The 21,730-nt window shown below is 62.9% G+C and carries 20 protein-coding genes and 1 tRNA gene (1 of these 21 running past the window's edge); 14 read left to right on the top strand and 7 right to left on the bottom strand.

Going from position 1 to position 21,730, the window contains the following annotated elements; translation table 11 throughout:
• The 6 genes from hpaE to AC72UB_RS00785 all read left to right on the top strand — a co-directional run.
• Nucleotides 1-199, top strand: the 3' end of a protein-coding gene (gene hpaE, locus AC72UB_RS00810; protein WP_505188100.1) for a 5-carboxymethyl-2-hydroxymuconate semialdehyde dehydrogenase. It extends 1,319 nt beyond the left edge of the window; the window shows 199 of its 1,518 coding nt (coding positions 1,320-1,518); the start codon falls outside the window, past its left edge; its stop codon occupies nucleotides 197-199.
• Between the two features lie 3 nt (nucleotides 200-202).
• Complete coding sequence (gene hpaD, locus AC72UB_RS00805; protein ID WP_505188099.1) at nucleotides 203-1,183, top strand: 3,4-dihydroxyphenylacetate 2,3-dioxygenase; 981 nt, start codon at nucleotides 203-205, stop codon at nucleotides 1,181-1,183.
• A complete protein-coding gene (locus AC72UB_RS00800) occupies nucleotides 1,180-2,028 on the top strand; it encodes a fumarylacetoacetate hydrolase family protein (RefSeq protein ID WP_505188098.1) in 849 nt (282 codons plus the stop codon). Before hpaD ends, AC72UB_RS00800 begins: the two co-directional genes overlap by 4 nt.
• The gene (locus AC72UB_RS00795) at nucleotides 2,025-2,813 is read left to right on the top strand and encodes an FAA hydrolase family protein (protein ID WP_505188097.1); all 789 of its coding nucleotides are present in this window, start codon (nucleotides 2,025-2,027) and stop codon (nucleotides 2,811-2,813) included. Before AC72UB_RS00800 ends, AC72UB_RS00795 begins: the two co-directional genes overlap by 4 nt.
• A gap of 9 nt (nucleotides 2,814-2,822) precedes the next feature.
• Nucleotides 2,823-3,590, top strand: coding sequence for an HpcH/HpaI aldolase family protein (locus AC72UB_RS00790; protein WP_505188096.1), 768 nt, complete (start codon nucleotides 2,823-2,825; stop codon nucleotides 3,588-3,590).
• A 63-nt stretch (nucleotides 3,591-3,653) separates the two neighbouring features.
• A complete protein-coding gene (locus tag AC72UB_RS00785) occupies nucleotides 3,654-4,424 on the top strand; it encodes a GntR family transcriptional regulator (RefSeq protein WP_505188095.1) in 771 nt (256 codons plus the stop codon).
• Between the two features lie 30 nt (nucleotides 4,425-4,454).
• Here AC72UB_RS00785 and clpB read toward each other — a convergent pair whose 3' ends face one another.
• Entirely contained in the window at nucleotides 4,455-7,070 is a 2,616-nt protein-coding gene (gene clpB / locus AC72UB_RS00780; protein ID WP_505188094.1) for an ATP-dependent chaperone ClpB, read from the bottom strand.
• A 271-nt stretch (nucleotides 7,071-7,341) separates the two neighbouring features.
• Between clpB and AC72UB_RS00775 the strand changes: the two genes are divergently transcribed.
• From AC72UB_RS00775 to iolB, 6 genes are all read left to right on the top strand, one after another.
• The gene (locus AC72UB_RS00775) at nucleotides 7,342-7,485 is read left to right on the top strand and encodes a hypothetical protein (RefSeq protein ID WP_505188093.1); all 144 of its coding nucleotides are present in this window, start codon (nucleotides 7,342-7,344) and stop codon (nucleotides 7,483-7,485) included.
• A 112-nt stretch (nucleotides 7,486-7,597) separates the two neighbouring features.
• A complete protein-coding gene (locus AC72UB_RS00770) occupies nucleotides 7,598-7,957 on the top strand; it encodes a hypothetical protein (protein WP_505188092.1) in 360 nt (119 codons plus the stop codon).
• A gap of 105 nt (nucleotides 7,958-8,062) precedes the next feature.
• Entirely contained in the window at nucleotides 8,063-9,970 is a 1,908-nt protein-coding gene (locus AC72UB_RS00765) for a bifunctional 5-dehydro-2-deoxygluconokinase/5-dehydro-2-deoxyphosphogluconate aldolase (protein ID WP_505188091.1), read from the top strand.
• The gene (gene iolD, locus AC72UB_RS00760; RefSeq protein ID WP_505188090.1) at nucleotides 9,967-11,793 is read left to right on the top strand and encodes a 3D-(3,5/4)-trihydroxycyclohexane-1,2-dione acylhydrolase (decyclizing); all 1,827 of its coding nucleotides are present in this window, start codon (nucleotides 9,967-9,969) and stop codon (nucleotides 11,791-11,793) included. Before AC72UB_RS00765 ends, iolD begins: the two co-directional genes overlap by 4 nt.
• Before the next feature lie 10 nt (nucleotides 11,794-11,803).
• On the top strand, nucleotides 11,804-12,700 hold the full coding sequence (gene iolE / locus AC72UB_RS00755) for a myo-inosose-2 dehydratase (RefSeq protein WP_463291355.1): 897 nt from the start codon (nucleotides 11,804-11,806) through the stop codon (nucleotides 12,698-12,700).
• 72 nt (nucleotides 12,701-12,772) lie between these two features.
• Nucleotides 12,773-13,579, top strand: coding sequence for a 5-deoxy-glucuronate isomerase (iolB, locus tag AC72UB_RS00750; protein ID WP_505188089.1), 807 nt, complete (start codon nucleotides 12,773-12,775; stop codon nucleotides 13,577-13,579).
• Between the two features lie 144 nt (nucleotides 13,580-13,723).
• Here the strand turns inward: iolB and AC72UB_RS00745 are convergent, their stop codons facing one another.
• On the bottom strand, nucleotides 13,724-14,389 hold the full coding sequence (locus AC72UB_RS00745; protein WP_505188088.1) for a TetR/AcrR family transcriptional regulator: 666 nt from the start codon (nucleotides 14,387-14,389) through the stop codon (nucleotides 13,724-13,726).
• A 137-nt stretch (nucleotides 14,390-14,526) separates the two neighbouring features.
• Here AC72UB_RS00745 and AC72UB_RS00740 point away from each other — a divergent pair, with 137 nt between their 5' ends.
• Nucleotides 14,527-16,566, top strand: coding sequence for an FAD-dependent oxidoreductase (locus tag AC72UB_RS00740; protein ID WP_505188087.1), 2,040 nt, complete (start codon nucleotides 14,527-14,529; stop codon nucleotides 16,564-16,566).
• A 4-nt stretch (nucleotides 16,567-16,570) separates the two neighbouring features.
• On the opposite strand, the gene pyrF is transcribed toward AC72UB_RS00740, so the two are convergent.
• Nucleotides 16,571-17,266, bottom strand: coding sequence for an orotidine-5'-phosphate decarboxylase (gene pyrF / locus AC72UB_RS00735; protein ID WP_505188086.1), 696 nt, complete (start codon nucleotides 17,264-17,266; stop codon nucleotides 16,571-16,573).
• A gap of 218 nt (nucleotides 17,267-17,484) precedes the next feature.
• Here pyrF and AC72UB_RS00730 point away from each other — a divergent pair, with 218 nt between their 5' ends.
• Nucleotides 17,485-18,258, top strand: coding sequence for a hypothetical protein (locus tag AC72UB_RS00730; RefSeq protein WP_463291350.1), 774 nt, complete (start codon nucleotides 17,485-17,487; stop codon nucleotides 18,256-18,258).
• 34 nt (nucleotides 18,259-18,292) lie between these two features.
• Here AC72UB_RS00730 and AC72UB_RS00725 read toward each other — a convergent pair.
• The 4 genes from AC72UB_RS00725 to AC72UB_RS00710 all read right to left on the bottom strand — a co-directional run bounded on the left by AC72UB_RS00725 (nucleotide 18,293) and on the right by AC72UB_RS00710 (nucleotide 21,719).
• Nucleotides 18,293-18,368, bottom strand: a tRNA-Thr gene (locus tag AC72UB_RS00725).
• 45 nt (nucleotides 18,369-18,413) lie between these two features.
• On the bottom strand, nucleotides 18,414-19,865 hold the full coding sequence (locus AC72UB_RS00720; protein ID WP_505188085.1) for a heme biosynthesis protein HemY: 1,452 nt from the start codon (nucleotides 19,863-19,865) through the stop codon (nucleotides 18,414-18,416).
• 9 nt (nucleotides 19,866-19,874) lie between these two features.
• Complete coding sequence (locus AC72UB_RS00715) at nucleotides 19,875-20,915, bottom strand: COG4223 family protein (protein ID WP_505188084.1); 1,041 nt, start codon at nucleotides 20,913-20,915, stop codon at nucleotides 19,875-19,877.
• Between the two features lie 51 nt (nucleotides 20,916-20,966).
• On the bottom strand, nucleotides 20,967-21,719 hold the full coding sequence (locus AC72UB_RS00710) for a uroporphyrinogen-III synthase (RefSeq protein WP_505188083.1): 753 nt from the start codon (nucleotides 21,717-21,719) through the stop codon (nucleotides 20,967-20,969).
• Between the last annotated feature and the right edge of the window lie 11 nt (nucleotides 21,720-21,730).

Genomic DNA, 21,730 nt, shown 5'->3' with positions numbered 1-21,730 from the left:
CCGCTTTTCCGATGCGGTGCAGGCTGGCATGGTCTGGGTGAATTCTGAAAACAACCGCCACCTGCCCGCGCCTTTTGGCGGCAGCAAAGACAGCGGTATTGGCCGCGACGGCGGGGATTGGTCTTTCGACTTTTATATGGAAACCAAGAACGTCTGCTTTGCCACCACGGCCCATCCCATTCCGAAACTGGGGAAATAAGCCATGCCCGTTCCGAAGCCCAACCTTTACCCCGACTTCAACACGGTGCGGCTCAGCCATGTGGAGTTCACCGTGAAAGACCTGTCGGCCTCCCGCGCGTTTTGGGTCGACACGTTGGGCCTGCAAGTTAGCGGTGAGGAACCCGGCGCGCTGTACCTGCGCGCAATGGAGGAGCGGGGGCATCACTGCATCGTGCTGCGGCAGGGTGACAAGCCCACCGCCAATGTGCTGGGCTTCAAAGTCTGGGACGAACCCGACCTTGATCGCGCCGAGGCGTGGTTCAAGGCCAAGGGTCGCCCGACCTCTTGGGTAAACCGCCCCTACCAAGGCCGCACTCTGCTCACCTCAGACCTTTTCGGCGTGCCTGTGGAATTCTACGCCAAGATGGATCGCCTGCCGCCAATTCATCAGAAGTATGCGCTCTATAAAGGTGTCAAACCGCTGAGGATTGACCACTTCAACACCTTCAGCCCCGATGTAGATGCCAGCGTTGCCTTCTGGAACGACATGGGCTTTCGCGTGACGGAATACACCGAGGATGAAGACTCGGGTCGCCTTTGGGCCGCGTGGATGCACCGCAAGGGCGGTGTGCATGATATGGCGTTCACCAACGGGCTGGGGCCGCGCCTGCATCACACGGCGTTTTGGGTGCCCACGCCTTTGAACATCATTGATCTGCTCGATCTGATGGCGACCACCGGCTATGTCGGCAACATCGAACGCGGGCCGGGGCGGCATGGCATTTCAAATGCCTTCTTCCTCTATGTGCTGGATCCCGATGGCCACCGGATCGAAATCTATTGTTCCGACTATCAGACCGTTGACCCAGACCTTGAGCCGATCAAGTGGGATCTGAAAGACCCTCAACGCCAAACGCTTTGGGGCGCGCCTGCACCGCGCAGCTGGTTTGAACATGGCTCGCTGTTCAGCGGTCTAGAACCGAAAGAGGCCGCGCTCAAAGCCCAGCCGATCATCGCACCATGAGCAGGTTTGTCAGCTATACGACGGGGCGGATGGGCGGATGGGGCCATTTGGACGGGGACAGCATCACCGATCTGACCGCCCACTTCCCCACCATGCGCGCCGCGATTGAGGCCGGGGCGCTTGTCGCATTGGCGCAGGCGGCAGGGCCAAAGCTGGGCCTTGATCAGGTGACGCTGACCATTCCCGTGACCAACCCCGAAAAGATCATCTGCGTCGGGGTGAACTATCCCGACCGCAATGCCGAGTACAAAGACGGGCAAGAGGCACCGCCCAACATGTCGCTTTTCATCCGGTTTCCACGCAGCTTTACCGGGAATGACCAGCCGCTGATCCGTCCCCCGGAATCAGAGCAACTGGACTATGAAGGCGAGGTGGTGATTGTCATCGGCAAAAGGGGGCGGCGCATTTCTCAGGCCAAGGCTTATGACCATATCGCTGGGATCACGCTGGCCAACGAAGGCACTCTGCGTGACTGGGTGCGCCATGCGAAATTCAACGTGACCCAAGGCAAGAACTTTGACGCCTCAGGCTCCATCGGGCCGTGGCTGGTACCTTTTGAAGATGCCGCGCAGCTTGACGATATTGCCCTTGAAACGCGGGTGAACGGCGAACTGCGGCAATCAGACCGCACAGGCCGAATGCTGTTCCCCTTTCGGCGGATTGTCGAATACATTTCCACCTTCACCACATTGGTACCCGGCGACACCATTCTGTGCGGCACCCCCACCGGGGCCGGCGCACGGTTTGATCCGCCGATCTGGCTGAAACCCGGTGATGTGGTTGAGGTGACCGCGACAGGCATCGGCACCCTGCGCAACACCGTTGCAGATGAGGTTTTGCCATGACGCCCGAACAGATTGCAGCGGCAGGCCAAAGCCTGCTTTTGGCTGAACAGAGCCGGATTCAGCGCGGTCTTCTGTCCGCCGAGCACCCCCATGCCGCGATGGACGACGCCTATGCCATCCAGCGCGCCTTTGTCGATCGCAAGCTGGCCGAAGGCAGCCGCGTTATCGGATGGAAGATCGGCCTCACCTCACGCGCCATGCAGCAGCAGTTGAACATCACCACGCCGGATTCGGGCGTGCTTCTGGACGACATGGCCTTTGACAGCGGCGCGACCATTCCAGCGGGCCGCTTCATCGCGCCCCGGATTGAGGCCGAGATCGCCTTTGTCATGAACGCCACCCTTGCGGGCGAGGTGACCCGCGATCAGGTGCTGGCGGCGACCGACCATGTCACCCCAGCCTTAGAGATTCTGGATACCCGCATCGTCCGGGCCGAGGGGGGCAAGACCCGAACTATTATCGACACCATCGCCGACAATGCCGCAAATGCTGGAATTGTCACGGGAAGCCAGCGCCACGCCCCGACAGCCGACCTGCGCTGGGTCGGTGCCATTGTGAAACGCGATGGGGTGGTCGAAGAAACTGGCCTTGGCGCAGGCGTGCTGGATGATCCGGTCACCGGCATCATCTGGCTCGCCCGCCGGATGCACCACTATGGCCAGCGGATCGAACCGGGGCAGATTATCTTGTCCGGCAGCTTTATCCGTGCTCTGGAATGTCCACCCGGCAGCCATATCGACGCCGATTTCGGCCCCTTTGGCCGCCTGACCTGCAGCTTTGCCTAAGGAAACCCAATGCCCGCTCCGCACAATGCCCTGAAAGCCGCCCTTGCCACCAAGACCGTGCAAATGGGCCTTTGGATGAACCTCGTCAGCCCGATCGCCGCCGAAGCGCTGGCGGGCGCGGGGTTTGACTGGCTTTTGATCGACGGCGAACATGGGCCGAACGACATTCCCACCATTCTGGCGCAGGTGCAGGCCATTGGCAGCCGCACCAGCGTTGTCGTCCGCCCGCCCGTGGGCGAGGTGCGGATGATAAAGCAGCTCTTGGATCTGGGCGTGCAGACCATTCTGGTGCCAATGATCGAAAGCGCGGATCATGCGGCGCAGATGGTCAAGGCGATGCATTATCCCCCCGTGGGGATGCGTGGGGTGGGTGCCACGATCGCCCGTGCATCGGATTATGGGCGCATCACAGATTACATCACCACCGCCAATGACCAGACCTGCCTGATCTTGCAAATCGAAAGCCGCGCCGGATTGGCCGCCCTGCCCGAGATCTTGAAGCTTGACGGTGTGGATGGCGTCTTTATCGGCCCGGCCGATCTGGCCGCTGACATGGGCTATCCCGGCAATTCTGGGGCGCCCGAGGTGCAGGCCACCATTGACACGACCTTGGCCGCGATCATGGCCAGCGGCAAATCTGCCGGGATCCTGACCTTTGATGCAAAGGCCGCCCAGCGCTACAGCGCCATGGGGGTAACCTTCCTGGGGATCGGCAGCGATGTGGCGGTGCTGGTCAAGGCCGTGACAGCGACACTTCAGGCTGCGAAAGCCGGATAAAGCCCCCTTGCGGCCTTGGGGGTTTGCACCCCAGATAGGGGCTAACAACCGCAAAGGCCGCGAATGCCCCGCCCCGACACCTTGTTTCACCCAGACACTTGGTTCCGCGAAGGCCACGGGCCGCGCTATGAGCAGCTGTATCGCCACCTTGTCGCGGCCATTGCCGATGGCACCTTGGCCGCCGAAACCCAGCTTCCGCCAGAGCGTGCACTCGCCGAACTGGCGCAGGTCTCGCGCGTCACCGTGCGCAAGGCCGTGGCGCAACTGGTGGAAGATGGCCAGTTGGAACAGCGGCGGGGTGCCGGAACCTTTGTGCGCGTGCCACGGGCGCGGCAGGACAATTCACGCTCTGCGCTGGTCTCCTTTACCGATTACATGCGCCAGCGCGGCAAGATCCCGACCAGCCGCATCCTGTCAGCCGGGTTATATGCGCCGATGCCAGATGAACAGCAGGCCTTGGGCCTCATGACATTGGCGCGGGTGGCGCGGATTGAACGGCTGCGCAGCGCCGATGGGGTGCCGATGGCACTGGAGTATTCCTCATGGCCGGCCGATATCCTGCCCGATCCGCAATCGGTGCAAGGATCGCTTTACGACCATGTCCGCGCTTTGGGCCATGTGCCGACCCATGCGGTGCAGCGGGTATCGGCGGCGAACCTGAAGGTATCCGAAGCCCAGCTTTTGAACATGCAGGCGGGGCAGGCTGTGCTGCGGATCGACCGCACCGGCTATCTTGCCTCAGGCCGCCCGGTCGAATTCACCCGCGGGCTTTACCGATCCGACATCTACGACTTCATCGCCGAATTGCGGCTGGAAGCCAGCCCCGCGACATGAAAAGGCCCCCAGAGTGCGGGGGCCTTTTGGTCAGTGAACAATCGCCTCACTGGGTCGCACACGGCGCGAGGCCGACACTCTATCCCCGATCAGCAGCCCCTCGGGTCCGGCCTTAATCTGGATCGTTGCCCCGTCCAGCACGTCACCGGCCAAGATCATCTCGGCCAAGGGGTCTTGCAGATGGCGCTGGATCACCCGCTTCAGGGGCCGCGCGCCGAACACAGGATCATACCCCTCGTCCGCCAACCAAGCGAGCGCGTCAGTATCCAGCTCCAGCGTGATCTTGCGCGCCGCCAAACGCTTTTCCAACCGCTTCAACTGAATGGTGACAATACCATCCATATCGGCACGGTTCAGGCGGTCAAAGATGATCTGCTCATCCAGACGGTTCAGGAACTCGGGGCGGAAATGCTGGCGCACGGCCTCTTCCACCTCACGCCGCGCACCTGCCGGGTCCGCCCCTTCGGGCAGTTCCGACAAGGCCCGTGCCCCAAGATTCGACGTCAGGATGATCAGCGTCTGCTTAAAGTCCACCGTGCGACCCTGACCATCGGTCAGGATGCCATCATCCAGCACCTGCAACAGCACGTTGAACACATCCGGGTGGGCCTTTTCCACCTCATCGAACAGCACCACCTGATAGGGCCGCCGCCGCACCGCTTCGGTCAGCACGCCGCCCTCATCATAGCCAACATAGCCCGGAGGCGCGCCGATCAGCCGCGCGACCGAGTGTTTCTCCATGAATTCCGACATGTCGATGCGGACCATCGCGTTTTCATCGTCGAAAAGATAGGCGGCGACAGATTTGGTCAGCTCGGTCTTGCCGACGCCGGTGGGCCCGAGGAACAGGAAGCTGCCCAAAGGCCGCCCCTCGTCGTTCAGCCCAGCGCGCGCCCGGCGGACAGCGTTGGAAACCGCCACCACGGCGGCACGCTGGCCGATCACCCGCTTGCCAAGCTCTTCCTCCATCCGCAGCAGCTTTTCACGTTCGCCCTCCAGCATTTTCGTGGTGGGAATGCCGGTCCAGCGTTCCACGACCTCGGCAATCTGTTCAGGCCGCACGGCTTCGGAGACCAAAGCCTCCCCCTCACGTGCCTCGGCCTCGGCCAAGAATTTCTCAAGACCCGGGATGCGGCCATATTGCAGCTCGCCCGCTTTGCCGAAATCACCTTCACGCTTCGCCTGCTCCAACTCGGCACGGGCGCGGTCCAGCTGTTCTTTCAGGTCACGGGCCTGTTCCAAGCTGTCGCGCTCTGACTGCCATTTGGCCGTCATTTCCGAGGATTGCTCCTGCAGATCCGCCAGCTCTTTTTCCAACCGCTCCAACCGATCCTTGGACGCCGCATCATCCTCTTTCTTCAGCGCCTCGGCTTCAATCTGAAGCTGCAAGATCTGGCGGTCCAGCTGGTCCAGTTCTTCGGGTTTGCTGTCCACCTCCATCCGCAGCCGGCTGGCAGCCTCGTCCACAAGGTCAATCGCCTTGTCGGGCAAGAAACGGTCGGTGATATAGCGGTGCGACAGCGTGGCTGCGGCGACCAAGGCGCTGTCGGCGATCCGCACGCCGTGATGCAGCTCATACTTCTCCTTGATCCCGCGGAGGATTGAGATGGTGTCCTCCACCGTCGGCTCCGACACCATCACGGGCTGGAACCGGCGGGCCAGAGCTGCGTCCTTTTCCACATATTTGCGGTATTCATCCAGCGTGGTGGCACCCACGCAATGCAACTCACCCCGCGCAAGGGCAGGCTTGATGAGGTTGGCCGCATCCATCGCGCCATCCGATTTGCCCGCGCCGACAAGCGTGTGCATCTCGTCGATGAAGAGGATGATGTCGCCCTGCGCCGCCGTCACCTCGTTCAACACGGCCTTCAGACGCTCTTCGAAATCGCCGCGGTATTTGGCCCCCGCAATCAGCGCGCCCATGTCCAAGGCCATAAGCTTCTTGTTGCGCAGGGATTCCGGCACGTCGCCGTTCACGATGCGGAGCGCAAGCCCCTCAGCAATCGCGGTTTTGCCCACACCCGGCTCACCGATCAGCACCGGGTTGTTCTTGGTGCGGCGGGACAGCACCTGCATGGTGCGGCGAATCTCCTCGTCGCGGCCGATGATCGGGTCGATCTTGCCACTGGCTGCCGCCTCGGTCAGATCGCGGGCGTATTTGTTCAAGGCCTCCATCGTCTCTTCGGAGGAGGCGCTGTCAGCCGTGCGGCCCTTGCGCACCTCGTTGATCGCGGCGTTCAAGGCTTGGGCATTCACCGCACCGGCAGTCAAGGCATCGCGCGCCCGGGTGTTCACCAGCGCCAGCGCGGTCAGCAGGCGCTCCACAGGCACAAAGCTGTCTCCAGCCTTTTTGGCCACCGCCTCGGCCTCGTCCAGCACGCGCACCAAGGACGGATCAACATAGGTGCTGCCATCACCGCCGGTCACCTTGGGCAATTTGGCGATCGACGTGTTGATCGCCTCATTCACCCGCTCCGGGCTGCCACCCGCCTTGCGAATCAAGTTGGACGCAAGCCCCTGATCGTCGTCCATCAAGGCTTTCAACAGATGGTCCGGCAGCACACGCTGATGGCTTTCGCGCATCGCGATGGTTTGCGCCGCCTGAATAAAGCCGCGCGAACGCTCCGTGAATTTCTCCAAATTCATCGGCTATCTCCTTTTAAAAGCGCCTTCGCGGTGCCCAGAATCCCAGCACAGCCGCCATGGCCTTAACAATAACTTGGGGGCGGTTTTGCGGTTTTGCAATGCCGCCTCCCCCGCTCAGCGCGTCATTTTTTGCCCGACCGGCCCGCAGCCTATCCTCTTGGAGAAGACAGTTATGCGCCTGCGATCGCGCGTCAATCAAGCGTTGATGGTCCCTCTGGCAGATCGGGGGCACCCCCGAAGACCCGGATAGGGAAAGGAGAACACCCTCGCGATGATTGAGGCAATGTCGCAGATCAACGACAGGTCGATCTTTCAGGTGGCGGCTTTCCCCACCGGTTCATCAGATCTTCCCGTGAAGCGCCTGAAAGCGGCCCGGGCTTTGTCATGGGCGCAAGATGCTGCCGAAATGGCCTAAACCTTGCGCGACATACTGCCAAGCCGGGTGCAGCCCTGACATTTGGGCTTGTTATGAGCCCCGGCAAAGCCGCCAGACTTCTGTTGGATGACACAAAGAAGGCGGCACCCTGATGGACACTCCGATTCCGCTTTTGGCCAAGGTACCGGTCCATGATCTGCAGATCCATGTGGGCCGGTCCGGGCTGAGCTTGGGCGACACGGTGGCGCTGAGCCTTGATGCCCACGGCAGAGTGATCGTGACGGCCATGGTCCACCAACGGGTGCTCGGGGTTTTCGGCCGAACCCGCCTGCGCAGCCTTGGGCATTTGGGCCCAGTGATCGATCAGCTGCTCATGCCCTTGATTGCAACAGGTCAGGAACTTCGTGTCCGCGTGGTGGGCATCACGCCCGAGCACTTAAGCACCGACGACGGCCCAGAGGTTTTCGTATCGGTTTGGGGCGCGCCGGGGCACAGGATGCGCCGCGCCTAACCCCTTGGTCTTGGAATTTTCACTTCCAATTTTTGCCGTTTTGGAATATTTATTCCACAAGCTGGGCAAGCCCCGGTGCGCCGCTTTCGGCTTTGGGAGAACGGGATGAAAACTCTGGACGTCATCACCATTGGTCGCGCCTCGGTGGATCTGTACGGCGCGCAGGTGGGCGGGCGGCTGGAGGATATGGGGTCGTTCCAGAAGTACATCGGTGGCAGCCCCTGCAATATGGCGGCGGGCACGGCGCGTCTGGGGCTGCGCTCGGCGTTGATCACCCGCGTCGGGAACGAGCACATGGGCCGCTTTATCCGAGAGGAGCTGGCGCGCGAGGGTGTCAATGTGGAGGGCGTGAAGACCGACCCTGACAGGCTGACGGCACTGGTGCTGCTGGGCATCCGCGATGAGCAGCAGTTTCCCCTGATCTTCTACCGCGAAAACTGCGCCGATATGGCGCTGTGCGAAGATGACATTGACGAGGGCTTTATCGCCTCGGCCCGCGCCGTGGTGGCGACCGGGACGCACCTGTCCAACCCCCGCACCGAAGCCGCCGTGATGAAGGCGCTGCATCTGGCACGCAAGCACGGGCTGCAAACCGCTTTGGACATCGATTATCGCCCCAATCTTTGGGGTTTGGCGGGCCATGGCGATGGCGAAAGCCGGTTCATCGAATCCGCCGCCGTGACAGCCAAACTGCAATCCACATTGCATCTGTTTGATCTGATCGTCGGCACCGAAGAAGAATTCCACATCGCAGGCGGCACCACCGACACCATCGCCGCCCTGCGCGCCGTGCGGGCAGTGTCTGCCGCCACGCTGGTCTGCAAACGCGGACCGATGGGCGCGGCGGCCTTTACCGGGGCCATTCCCGACAGCCTTGATGACGGCGACTCCGGCCCCGGCTTTCCGATCGAGGTGTTCAACGTGCTGGGCGCAGGTGACGGGTTTATGTCGGGCCTGTTGAAAGGCTGGCTGGATGGCGAACCTTGGCCCATCGCCCTGAAATACGCCAACGCCTGCGGGGCCTTTGCCGTGTCACGCCACGGCTGCACACCCGCCTATCCCTCATGGGAGGAGCTGCAGTTCTTCCTGAACCGCGGCGTGGTCACCAAAGCCCTGCGCAAGGATGCCGCGCTGGAGCAGATCCACTGGTCCACCAACCGTCACAAGGATTGGTCCAGCATGCGGGTCTTTGCCTTTGACCATCGTATGCAGCTTGAGGCGATGGACGGGGCCACGCCGGAAAAGATCGGCGCGTTCAAAAAGCTGTGCCTGAAAGCCGCGCTTCAGGTGTCAGCCGGTCAGCCCGGCTATGGCATCCTGTGCGATTCGCGCCTTGGCCGCGATGCGCTGTATGCCGCCGCCGGAACTGGCCTTTGGATCGGGCATCCGGTGGAATGGCCCGGCTCGCGCCCCCTGACGCTGGAACCCGAGATCGGCCCTGATTTCGGCGGGCTGTCGGAATGGCCCTTGGAGCATGTGGTCAAGGTTCTGTGCTTTTATCACCCGGACGATACACCCGAGATGAAGGCCCAGCAGGAAGACACCGTGCGCCGCCTGTTCCACGCCTGCCGCCGCAACAGGCTCGAGATGTTGTTGGAGATCATTCCGTCCAAAGTCTTCCCGGTGAAGGACACCACCAGCGCCGAGGTGATTTCGCGGTTCTACGATCTGGGCATCTATCCCGATTGGTGGAAGCTGGAACCCTTTGCCACCGACGCCGCCTATCGCGCCGCCTGTGAGGCGATCACATCGCGCGATCCCCATGTGCGCGGCATTGTCGTCTTAGGGCTGGATGCCAGCGAAGCCGCGCTTGCGGCCTCGCTCGCGCTTGCCGCGCGGCACGATCTGGTGAAAGGCTTTGCCATCGGCCGCACCATCTTTGGCGATGCGGCGCGCGGCTGGCTGGCGGGCAAGCTGACCGACGATCAGGCCGTGCAGGACATGGCCACCAAATACGCCCGCCTGTGCGGCATCTGGGACGCCGCCCGGGCGGCACAGGGAGAGAAGACATGACAACGATTCGGCTCACCGCCGCGCAGGCCATGGTGAAATGGCTGTCTGTCCAGATGACCGAAGAGGGCGAGCGGTTCATCGAAGGCGTCTGGGCGATCTTTGGCCACGGCAATGTGGCCGGTCTGGGTGAGGCGCTGCACGATATCAAGGACACCCTGCCGACATGGCGCGGGCATAATGAGCAGACCATGGCCCATGCCGCCATTGCCTTTGCCAAAACCCACAAACGCCGCCGGGCGATGGCGGTCACCTCCTCCATCGGGCCGGGAGCGACCAATATGGTCACCGCCGCCGCCTTGGCCCATGTGAACCGCCTGCCCGTGCTGTTCATCCCCGGCGATGTGTTCGCCAACCGCGCGCCCGATCCGGTTCTGCAACAGATCGAGGATTTCGACGATGCGACCGTGTCGGCCAATGACTGCTTCCGCCCTGTGGTGCGCTATTTCGACCGCATTTCACGGCCCGAACATATCCTCACCGCACTGCCCCGCGCCCTGCGCGTGATGACCGATCCGGCCAATTGCGGGCCAGTGTGCCTTGCCTTCTGCCAAGACACGCAGACCGAAGCCTATGATTACCCGGTGGAGTTTTTTGCCCCCAAAGTCTGGCACATCCGCCGTCCAGAACCCGATGCCCGCGAACTGGCCGAAGCAGTAGCCGCGATCAAGGCCGCCAAGAACCCGCTCATCGTGACGGGTGGCGGGGTGATCTATTCAGGGGCCGAGGCCACGCTGCGTGACTTTGCCCAGCGCCACAACATCCCTATGGTGGAGACCCAAGCGGGCAAAGGCGCGGTGGATTGGCAGGACAAGCTGCACTTCGGCTCGCCCGGCGTGACCGGCACCGGCTGTGGCAACAAACTGGCGGCCGAGGCCGATCTGGTGATCGGCGTCGGCACCCGGTTTCAGGATTTCACCACCGGATCATGGACGGTGTTTTCCGCCCCGAACCGCAAACTCCTGTCGATCAACATCCACGGCTATGACGCCGCCAAGCGCGGCGCGCAAAGCCTTGTCGCCGATGCCAAGGTGGCGCTGGAAAAGATTTCGGGCAGCTTGGGCGATCACCGCTTTGCCGACCCTGATTTTGCTGCCCGCGATCAGTGGTTCCAAACCACCGATGCGCTAATGGCCGCCCCCAACGGCGCGGGCCTGCCGACCGATGCCCAAGTCATCGGCGCGGTGCAGCGCAATACGGGCAATGACTCGGTCGTGATGTGCGCGGCTGGCACCATGCCCGGCGCGCTGCATGTCCTGTGGCGCGCGGCAGCTGGTGGCTATCACATGGAATACGGCTTTAGCTGCATGGGCTACGAGATTGCCGGAGCCATCGGGATCAAGATGGCCGCGCCCGAAAAGGACGTGATCTGCATGGTCGGCGATGGCAGCTATATGATGGCCAACTCGGAACTGGCGACGGCGGTGATGATGGGCATCCCCTTTACTGTCGTGCTGACCGACAATCGCGGTTACGGCTGTATCAACCGGCTGCAAAAAGGCACCGGCGGGGCTGCGTTCAACAACCTTCTGGACGACAGCTATCATGTGAACCCCGCGCAGATCGACTTTGTGGCCCATGCTCGCAGCATGGGCGCAACGGTGGTGAAAGCAGGCTCTATCGCCCAGCTTGAGACGGAACTGCAGGCTGCCAAGACCGCCAAGATCCCCACTGTCATCGTGATTGACACCGATCCGATGCCCGGCACCGGGGCGGGTGGCACATGGTGGGATGTGGCCGTGCCCGAAGTGTCAACGCGGGCCGAAGTGAATGAGGCCCGCAAGGGATATGAGGAAGCGACCAAGCGGCAATGGCTGGTCAACTAGGAACCACAAGATGATTCAATTCGGAACCAACCCCATCGCCTGGGCCAATGACGACGACCAAACCATCGGCGCCGACATCTCGACCACCCGCATTCTGGACGAGGCGGGCCGTCAGATCGGCTTTGACGGCATTGAGAACGGCCACCGCTGGCCGGATGAGCCCGAGGCGCTTCGGGCGCTTTTGGCCGAATATGGTCTGAAATTCATCTCGGGCTGGTATTCGACCGAGCTGTTGGTGCGGTCGGTCGAGGATGAGATCAAGGCCTGCCAGCACCACCTTGCCAAGCTCAAGCACAATGGCTGTCAGGTGATGATCGTCTGCGAAACCTCCAACGCCATTCATGGCGACGCGGGCAAGCCGGTGAACGACCGCCCGCGCCTGACCCCTGCGGAAATGGTGGCGTTCGGGGCCAAGCTCGAGGCCTTTGCCGCCTATCTGGCAGGTGAAGGTGTGACCTTGGTGTATCACCACCACATGGGCACCATCGTCGAATCCCCCGAGGAGATTGACGCGCTGATGGCCGCCACTGGGCCCCATACCCACCTGCTGTTCGACGCGGGCCATTGCGCCTTTGGTGGGGGTGACCCGGTGACCGTGCTGACCAAACACGCCGCCCGCGTGCGGCATTTCCATGCCAAGAACATCCGTCCCGCCATCACCGCCAAGGTGCGCGCCGAAGGCTGGTCTTTCCTGAAGGCCGTTGTCGGTGGCGCCTTCACTGTGCCCGGCGATCAGGACGGCGGAGTGGATTTCGGGCCGCTGTTGAAGATTCTGGCCGCTCATCATTATGACGGCTGGATCGTGATCGAGGCCGAGCAAGACCCGAAGGTTCGCAACCCGCTCTTGTATCAGACCCTTGGCTTGGCCACGCTGAAGCGTCAGGCCAAAGAGGCCGGCCTGATTTAGCGCTGCAAAGGGCGAGGTGGGGGCCCGCCCCCACACCCCGGGAGTATTTTTGCCAAGATGAAAGGGCACCATATGTCAAACCTGTTGCGCAAACCTGATGGCACTCAGGGCAAGGTGCATGACATCACGCCCGAGACGGCAGGCTGGGGCTATGTCGGCTTTGCGCTTTATCGGCTGGCAGCGGGCGACAGGGTGTCTGCGGCAACCGGGGAGAATGAGGCGATTCTTGTGATCGTGGAGGGTAAGGCGCAGATCACCGCCTCGGGGCAGGATTGGGGTGTGATGGGCGCGCGGATGGATGTGTTTGAAAGAACGCCACCCCACTGCCTTTATGTGCCGAACTGCGACACATGGGAGGCGGTCGCGACCACCGACTGCACCCTTGCGGTCTGTCGCGCGCCGGGCAAAGGCGGGCACAAGGCGCAGCGTTTGGGCCCCGAGGGGATTGAGCTGACCCCTCGCGGCAAGGGCACCAACACGCGCTATGTGAACAACATCGCCATGGAGGCGCGGGATGTGGCCGACAGCCTGCTCGTGACCGAGGTGTTCACCCCGGCGGGGCATTGGTCAAGCTATCCCAGCCATCGCCATGACGAGGACGACTTTCCGCGCATGACCTATCTGGAAGAGACCTATTACCACCGGCTGAACCCTGCCCAAGGGTTTGGCATCCAGCGAGTCTATACCGAGGATGGGTCACTGGACGAAACCATGGCGGTGAAGAACCACGATCTGGTCTTGGTGCCGAAAGGCCACCATCCCTGCGGCGCGCCCTATGGCTATGAGATGTATTACCTGAACGTCATGGCCGGCCCGCTGCGAAAATGGCGGTTTCAGAACGACCCCGACCATGACTGGATCGCCCAGCGCGACGCCTGAAGCCTATTGCTGTCCGATTCCGCTGACCATCAGCGGCTGACCGTGGATCTGTCGGAAGAGGGGCGCGCCATGTTTCTGCTGCTGGTTCCCACTGCGCTTGAGCTGTCGACGGACCCTTGGCCCTTTGTCCGAGGCGGAGCCGCATCAGGTGCTGGATTTGCTCATGCGGCTGGCCTGAAGATGCCCGGCCTTAATGTGCCGGTCCCGAAAGGATTTGACCTCGGCTGCGCTGGGCGCGTGCCCGGTAAAGGTCAGCGCATAGGGCGGGATTCGGTCTAGGCGGGGCAACAAGGGCTCATCAACCCGCATCGAGATATAGCCGATCTGCGTCAGATAAACGGTGTGGGCGCGGATATCGGCCTCGGCATCCGGATAGCCAAAGCGCAGGAACATCGTCTTGATCGCTGCGATCCGTGTGGCATCGGCGGCGGCCAATGTCTTGGCCAGCGCCGGATCGGTTAGCGCCCAGGTTCGGATGGCGAATTCAAGGCGGCTGTCGAACAGATCCTGAATGATCCAGCAATCAAAGAGGTTCAGAACCGCCTCGGTGATCGTGGCCGCTGGGGCTTCGGTCTGGCGCATCAGATTGGCCGTGTTGCGGCTTTGCCAACGCGCCACCAGCCCATCCAACAGCGCCTCACGGTCGGCAAAGTGCCAATAAAAGCTGGTGCGGGACAGACCCAGCTTTTCGGCCAGCGGCATGACCTTGACCGCCTCGACCCCGCCTTCGACCAAAAGCTGATAGGCGGCATCCAGCCACAGATCGGCCGAGCCGCGCCAGCCGCGCTCATTGGGTGCAGGGGTGTCCATGGGGCAGACCCTAGGCAGTTTGGCCCTGTGCCGCAACCCGCCAATCCCGGCCACGGCGAAACTCGACACCAGTGTCGACTTTATGATTGACTTGCACGGCGCGGCCCATAATCTTGGGCCAACCTTGGAGAAAGCCCATGTCCAACGATCCGCTTTTGCAGCCCTATCAGCTGAAACATCTGACGCTGCGCAACCGCATCATGACCACCAGCCATGAACCGGCCTATGGTGAAGACGGTATGCCAAAAGATCGTTACCGACTTTACCACCTTGAGCGCGCCAAGGCGGGCGTGGCCATGGTGATGACGGCGGGCTCGGCATCGGTAAGCCGTGACAGCCCGCCGGTGTTCACCAACCTTCTGGTCTGGAAGGACGAGGTGGTTCCGTGGATGAAGCGCCTGACCGATGACTGCCATGAGGCGGGGGCGGCGGTGATGATCCAGCTTTCCCACCTTGGCCGCCGCACCCGGTGGGACAAGGGCGATTGGCTGCCGGTTCTGGCGGCAGGGCCGTCGCGCGAACCGTCGCACCGCGCCTTTCCCAAGGTCATGGAAGATTGGGATATTTCCCGCGTGGTCAAGGATTACGCCGATGCCGCCGAGCGGATGGCGGCGGCGGGTGTCGATGGGGTGGAGTTTGAATGCTACGGCCACCTGATGGACCAGTTCATCAGCCCGCTGACCAATGGCATGCCCGCTGGACCCTATGACGCAAGCAGCCTTGATAACCGCCTGCGCTTTGCCTTTGACGTGCTGCAAGCCTGCCGCGACCGGGTGGGGCCAAAGTTCCTGCTTGGCATGCGCTATGTCGCCGATGAGGACGCGCCGGGCGGGTTGCCGGTGGAAGAGGGCGTCGAGATGGCGCGGCGGTTCAAAGCCTCGGGTCTTGTCGATTTCGTCAACATCATCCGGGGGCGGATTCACACTGATCCGGCGATGACCGATGTGATCCCGATTCAGGGCATGAAATCCTCGCCACATCTGGATTTGGCGGGGCGGATCAAGGCCGAGGTCGGCCTGCCCACCTTCCACGCCGCCCGCATTGCCGATGTGGCGACCGCCCGTTTTGCGGTGTCGTCGGGGCAGTTGGATATGGTCGGCATGACCCGCGCGCATATGGCGGACCCGCATATTGTGCAGAAAATTGTCGAAGGGCGCGAAGAGGATATACGCCCCTGCGTTGGCGCAACCTATTGTCTGGACAGGATTTATCAGGGCGGCATGGCGCTTTGCATCCACAACCCGGCGACGGGGCGTGAGGAAACCGTGCACCACACCATCACCCGCGCCGAGACGGCGAAGAAGGTGGTGATTGTGGGCGCTGGCCCGGCGGGGCTGGAGGCCGCGCGGGTGGCGGCGGAACGCGGGCATCGCGTGGTGGTGTTTGAGGCCGCCGATGAGCCGGGGGGTCAGGTGCGCCTGACCGCCCGGACGAAGCGGCGGTCGGAGATGATCGGCATTATCGACTGGCGCATGGCCCAAGCGGCGGCGCGGGATGTGGAGTTCCGGTTCAACACCTTTGCCGAGGCGGGGGATATTCTGGCCGAGAAACCCGATGTGGTGATCATCGCCACGGGGGGCCTGCCAGAAAAGGACATTCTGGAGTTTGGCAATGATCTGACCGTCACCTCTTGGGACATTCTGTCGGGCGATGTGAAGCCGGGGCAGAACGTGCTTTTGTATGATGACGCGGGCGACCACACCGCGCTGCAAGCCGCCCAAGCCTTGGCCGAAGCCGGGGCAACGGTGGAAATCATGACCCCCGACCGCAGCTTTGCGCCGGAAGTCATGGCGATGAATCTGGTGCCCTATATGCGGGCCATGCAGGATAAGAATGTCACGTTTACAGTGACTTACCGTCTGACCGGCGCCAAGAAATCAGGCAACCAACTGACCGCCGTGATCGGGTCAGACTATATGAAACTGGCGCAAGAGCGGCAGTTTGACCAAATTGTCGTCAACCATGGCACGCAGCCTTTGGCCGATGTGTATTTCGATTTGAAACCGCAGTCGGAAAACCTTGGCGCGGTGGATTATGAGGCGTTGATTGCAGGCAAGCCGCAGATGCTGAATGGCGGGCCGAAGGGGTTCAAGCTGTTCCGCATTGGCGATGCGGTGGAAAGCCGGAACACCCATGCCGCGATCTATGATGCGCTGCGACTGGTGAAGGATCTGTAAAGGGTCAGATTCCGGCCAGTTCGGCCACGATGGCGCGGGCGGCGGCGGCGGGGTCTGCCGCCTGCCAGATCGGGCGGCCCACAACGATGTGGTTTGCGCCATCGGCCATCGCCTTTGCCGGGGTGGCGATGCGTTTCTGATCGCCGCTGGCCGCCCCTGCCGGGCGCACGCCGGGGGTAACGATCAAGCGGCCTGCTGCCTGCGGCAAGGCGCGGATCATGGCGGCCTCTTGCGGGGAGGCGATCACACCATCAGCCCCCGCCTCCAGCGCCTTTGCGGCGCGTTCTAAGGTGATGTCATGGATGTCGCCGGGCTTGATGAGGTTGGCATCGAGATCGGCGCGATCAAGGCTGGTCAGCACGGTAACTGCCAGAATTTTCAGGTCTTTTCCACGCTTGCCTTCGCAGGCGGCGCGCACCACCTGCGGGTCACCGTGGACGGTCAGAAAGTCCAGATCATACTGGGCAATCCCGCGAACGGCAGCTTCGATCGTCGCGCCGATGTCAAAGAGCTTCATGTCCAGAAAGATGCGCTTGCCGTGTTCCTGCTTCAGCTCATTGGCGAGCGCAAAGCCGCCGCCAGTCAGCATGCCAAGCCCGATTTTGTAAAAGCTGACGGCATCCCCCAGCCGGGCGGCAAGGTCGAGCCCCTGCACCACGTTCGGGACATCAAGGGCAACGATCAGGCGGTCATCGGACATGGGGGCCTCTGGCGAAATTTCGGGGGGTTTGGGCGGAAGATCCTTGCTTGTCAAGCGACTGGGCATAACCCCCTGAAATCACAGAAAACCCCTGTCTGGGATGCGTCTGGTTTGCGTCTGACATCTGTAGGGCATCCGTCCCGACACCGCGCAGCCCGTGCCGGATTGACAGGCGGGGCTTGTGGCGCGAGTCTGGTGGGATAGCCAAAGGTATTTTTATGGACTTCAACATTTCGATTGAGCGGCCCGAGGGCAGCCCCAATTCCGGCCCGATTACCGTGGGCTGGTTCCTGACATCTGACAAAGGCGCTGTGCTCTATGATCCGCCCGAGCGGGTGTCGTTCCGGCAGACCAACAAGACCCATTCGAAAAGCGCGGGCCGCTGCCCCGGAGTGATCCAGCTGGAAAGCCGCTATTTCATGGTGAAGTGTCCCTTCGACATTCACCTTGGCTTTGGCCGGGATGACAAGGGCAAGGCGGTGCTGATCAACCGCGCGGGCACGGCCAGCCCCATTCGCGCCAACAAGCTGGGCGAGGTGATGACGCTGGTGAACGAGGCCGAGTGGCGCTATCCCGACCGGCCCACGGTGCAGCTGATGCTGCCCTACTGTTTTATCGCGGATGAGTTGGTCTATATCACCCAGCTGTCGGCCTTTATGCATTACCGCAAAGAGCAGCTGCCCGGCACGATCTTTGGCGGGCGGTTCCCGGTATCGATCTGGCCGCGCCCGTTGATGTGGGCGTTTGAGTGGCATGAGCCGGAGAAGGACCTTGTCCTGAAACGCGGCGAGCCGCTGTTCTACTGCCAGTTCGAAGGCGAAGGCCCAGATCGCCCGGTGCAGGTGGTCGAAGCAGAACGGACGCCGGAGTTGCAGACCTATCTGGAGCAGATCGGCGGGGTGGTGAACTATGTCAACCAGACCTTCGGGCTGTTCAAAGCGGCCGAAGCGATCCGGCCGAAGAAGCTGCTGACGCCGAAGGCAAGGGAGTGAGTTTTTGGGGGGATGAGGCTTCCCGGAAGGGAAGTGGTGCCGCTGAAGGGACTCGAACCCCCGACCCCATCATTACGAATGACGTGCTCTACCAGCTGAGCTACAGCGGCCTTTGGTGACGGGCTCTTAGCACCCCTGCCGGGCGCTGTGTAGTCCTAATCTGCACGTCTTGCGACGGCGGCGAGGTCGATGATGTCGGGGTCCTGCGCGGGATCGGGGGCGGGTTTGGCGGGCGGTTGGACCATGAGGGGCAAAAGCTCGGCGCCGCGGGCACTTTGGGCGGTGTTTTCCTGGGGTTCGCGCCAGGAGAGGGTGTCGAACCCGCCGCAATTGTCGCAGATCGGGTGCCATTCGGCGTGGATGGCTTGGCATTTGTCGCAACACCACTGCGGGCCGCGCGGCGCGACGAGCGCCTTGGAGAGCCAGCCCCGCACCACCGCCTCATCAGAGCCTTCGCCGCGTTCGATGGCGGCCATGAGCGCTAGTGCGCGCTGCGTTGGGTGGCGGTCGACCATGTCGCCCAGCGCGCGGCGGGCGGCGGGGAAATCTTCGGCGGCGATCAGCATTTCGGCCTGCAGAAGGCGGGTCTCGTCATGCTCGGGGTGACGGGCGATCAGGGGTTTGAAGCGCTTGATCCGGGCGTCGGGGGTCTCATCGGGTTCGATCTCGGCAAAGACGGCGGAGAGGTCGGGGTGGGGGATGCCCTCCCACGCCTTTTTCACCACGCGGGTGGCGCCTTTGCGGTCGCCCTTGGCGATGAGGCTGCGGGCGGCCATGACGGCGGCGGGGATGAGGTCGGGCGATTTGCGGTTGGCCTCAATCGCGGCTTCGCGGGCCTCAACCGTGGCGGTTTCGTCCATGATGCCCTTGGCCTCTTGCAGGGCCAGAACCGCATCGCGGCGGCGGAACACGTCTTTGGTCAGACCGCCGGTCTTGAGCTTGGCGCCGAGTGTGGCGCGCGCGCCTTTCCAGTCGGCGCGTTCGGATTGCAGTTTCAGGAGGATATCCTGCGTTTCGGCATGTTTGGGTTTCAGCGCAAAGGCCTTTTCGGCCAGTTTCAGCGCGGTTTCGCCGTCCCCTTCGGCCAGCTTTTGGTGCATGAGGCCCCGGATGCCGACAAAGCGGGTGCTGTCTTCGGCCAGAAGCCTCTTGTAAGCCTCAGTCGCGCGTTTGCCGTCGCCCGCGGCTTCGGCGGCCTGGGCGATCAACAGCGTCGTCAGCTCGGGGCTTTCAAGATATTTCTCGGCCCGTTGTGCCCGCATCAGGGCCAAGCGACCCTCGCCCGAGGCAAGGGCGAGAAAGCCGTCGGACAGGGCCTGATAGCCTTTGCGCTGGCGGTCGCGGTCGAAATAGCGCGAGATGGCGGTTTCATCGCCGTTGAGAAAGCGCAAGGTGGCGACGAGAAGGCCGATGATCTTCATCACGATCCAGATCACCAGCATCAGCACCAGAAGGGTGATGACGGCTTGCAGCGGGCCAAGGGTGAATTCATAGCCCGCCGCCGCAATGCGGATGCCGCCGCCGGTGTCGACAAGGATGCTTGCGCCGAAGGTCAGCCCTGCGACCACGGCGACGAACAGCACGACTTTCAGCAAAGACCAGATCATGCCGTCCCCTTATCCGCCGATGGTGTCGGCCAGTTCGCGCAAGGCGGTGATCGCCGAGAGCCGTTGGTCTGCCGTGCTGCGCCAGTCTGCCATGGCCGCACGGGCGACCTCGGGCAGGCCGTCAAGTTCGGCAAGGGTGGTCACAAGATCGCCTTTGGCCAGCGCTGCCTCGGCGCGCGAGAGGATGGCGTCGGGGTCGCTGCCCTCACGCGGGGTAAGGGAGCGCGCGCCGGTCTGGGTGCGGAAGAAGCTCATGGCGCGGTCGGTCCAGCTGTCGCCCATGTCGGCGCGCAGGGCGGCTTCGAGGGCGGCGCGGGCGGCTTCGGCAAAGCTGTCTTGCAGGGTGGCAAGGCTGGGCACGCCTGTTTCAGCGGCTTGGGACAGGAGAGGCGACACATCTGGGCCAAGTGCCGCGAGTTCGGGGCCAAAGGGCGCGCCGCTTTCGACGGCGGCGCGCAGAGCGGCAAGGGCGATGCGCCGTTCGGCGGCCAGATTCAGCGCCTCGGCGTCGGCCTTGAGGCGGTTGGCCTGATCTTCGGCCTCTTTCAGCCGCGCCTCGGCTTCGGCGGCGAGGGCAGTGATATTGGCGGGTACCGGGCCGGAGGCTTGCAGCGTGGCCAGATCGCTTTGCAACTGGGCGATGGCGGCTGTGATGGCTGCGGTGTCTTCAGCGCGTTCCGCGGGGCCGGTTTCAAGGTCGGCGACGCGGCCGTTCAGGGTGGCCAGCGTGTCCATCAGGGGCGAGAAGTCGGGGAGGGATTGGCTTTCCAGCGTGGCAAGGCGGGTTTGCAACTGGGCAAGGTCATTGGCCTGTTCGGCCAGCTTGCGCTCTAGCTCGGCGGTGGAGGCGAGGGGCCAGCCTTGGGGCACCAGTTGCGCTGCGCCAAAGCCAAGGCTGGCAGCGATGGCGCCGCCCAAGAGAAGCGCCATAAGGCCGCCGCTGCGCTGGGCGGGTTTGGCTTCGGGCTTGGGGCTGTCATCTTGTGGGGACGGGGCGGCGTCGACGGCCTGATCGTCTTTCCGGCTGGTCAGATCATCCGTGTCGGACATGGCCGCGTTCTCCTCGGACCCCACCTATTGGAGGCTATCCCAAGGTAGCGCCTAGAGGTGACCGGATTCAAGGTTTGCATCTGCAGAAAGCATCTGGAGCACGGTCTGCAGCATGTTTCCGCCGTTGGGGTGCGGGGCGACGGCCAATCGGGCGGGGGTCAGGGCCTGCGCCTCGGTCGCGGCGGCTGGGCTGATGGCGGCGATCCAGAGGGGGGCCGTGGCCTTTGGCGGCAGAGCTTGGGCGAGGATCTGGGCCGAGCGGGGGGAAAAGAGCGGCACCAGAACCGGGTCTTCGCCCTGCAAAAGGGTGAGGGCGGCGGGGGAGAGGGGGCAGGGTCTTTGGGCGTAAAGGATGGCGGAATGTGTCTCTATTCCGCTGTTTGTCAGGGTCTCAGCAAGGTTCCCGGCCACATCCTCGCCCCGGATGTGCAAGAGCGGGCCTTGGGGGTGCGCGGCGCGGATGAGGGCTGCAAGGGCATGAACATCCCCATCGGCAGAGATGGCCTGAAAGCCCGCTGTGCGGGCGGTGTCTGTGGTGCGGGGGCCGACGCAAAAGGCGGTTTCCGGCAGGGGGATACCGGTGGCGCGCAGGTGACCTGCGGCCTCGGCCCCGGTTTCCGACGTGAGGATCAGCGCGTGAAAGGGCAGGTCCGGCAGCGGGGGGTGCAGCCATTCGGTCTGCATCAAGGGCGATATCACGACCTGAACTGACGACAGACGCGCCTGCAGCGCCTGCGCAAAGCGCTGGCTTTGCGGCGCGGGGCGGGTCAAAAGGACAACAGGGGCGCGGGATTGTCTGGCCATGGCCAAGGTGT

Source organism: Allotabrizicola aquatica (SeqCode), assembly GCF_965194375.1.
Classification (GTDB): domain Bacteria; phylum Pseudomonadota; class Alphaproteobacteria; order Rhodobacterales; family Rhodobacteraceae; genus Tabrizicola_A; species Tabrizicola_A aquatica.
This window is presented reverse-complemented; position numbering and strand designations above follow the sequence as displayed.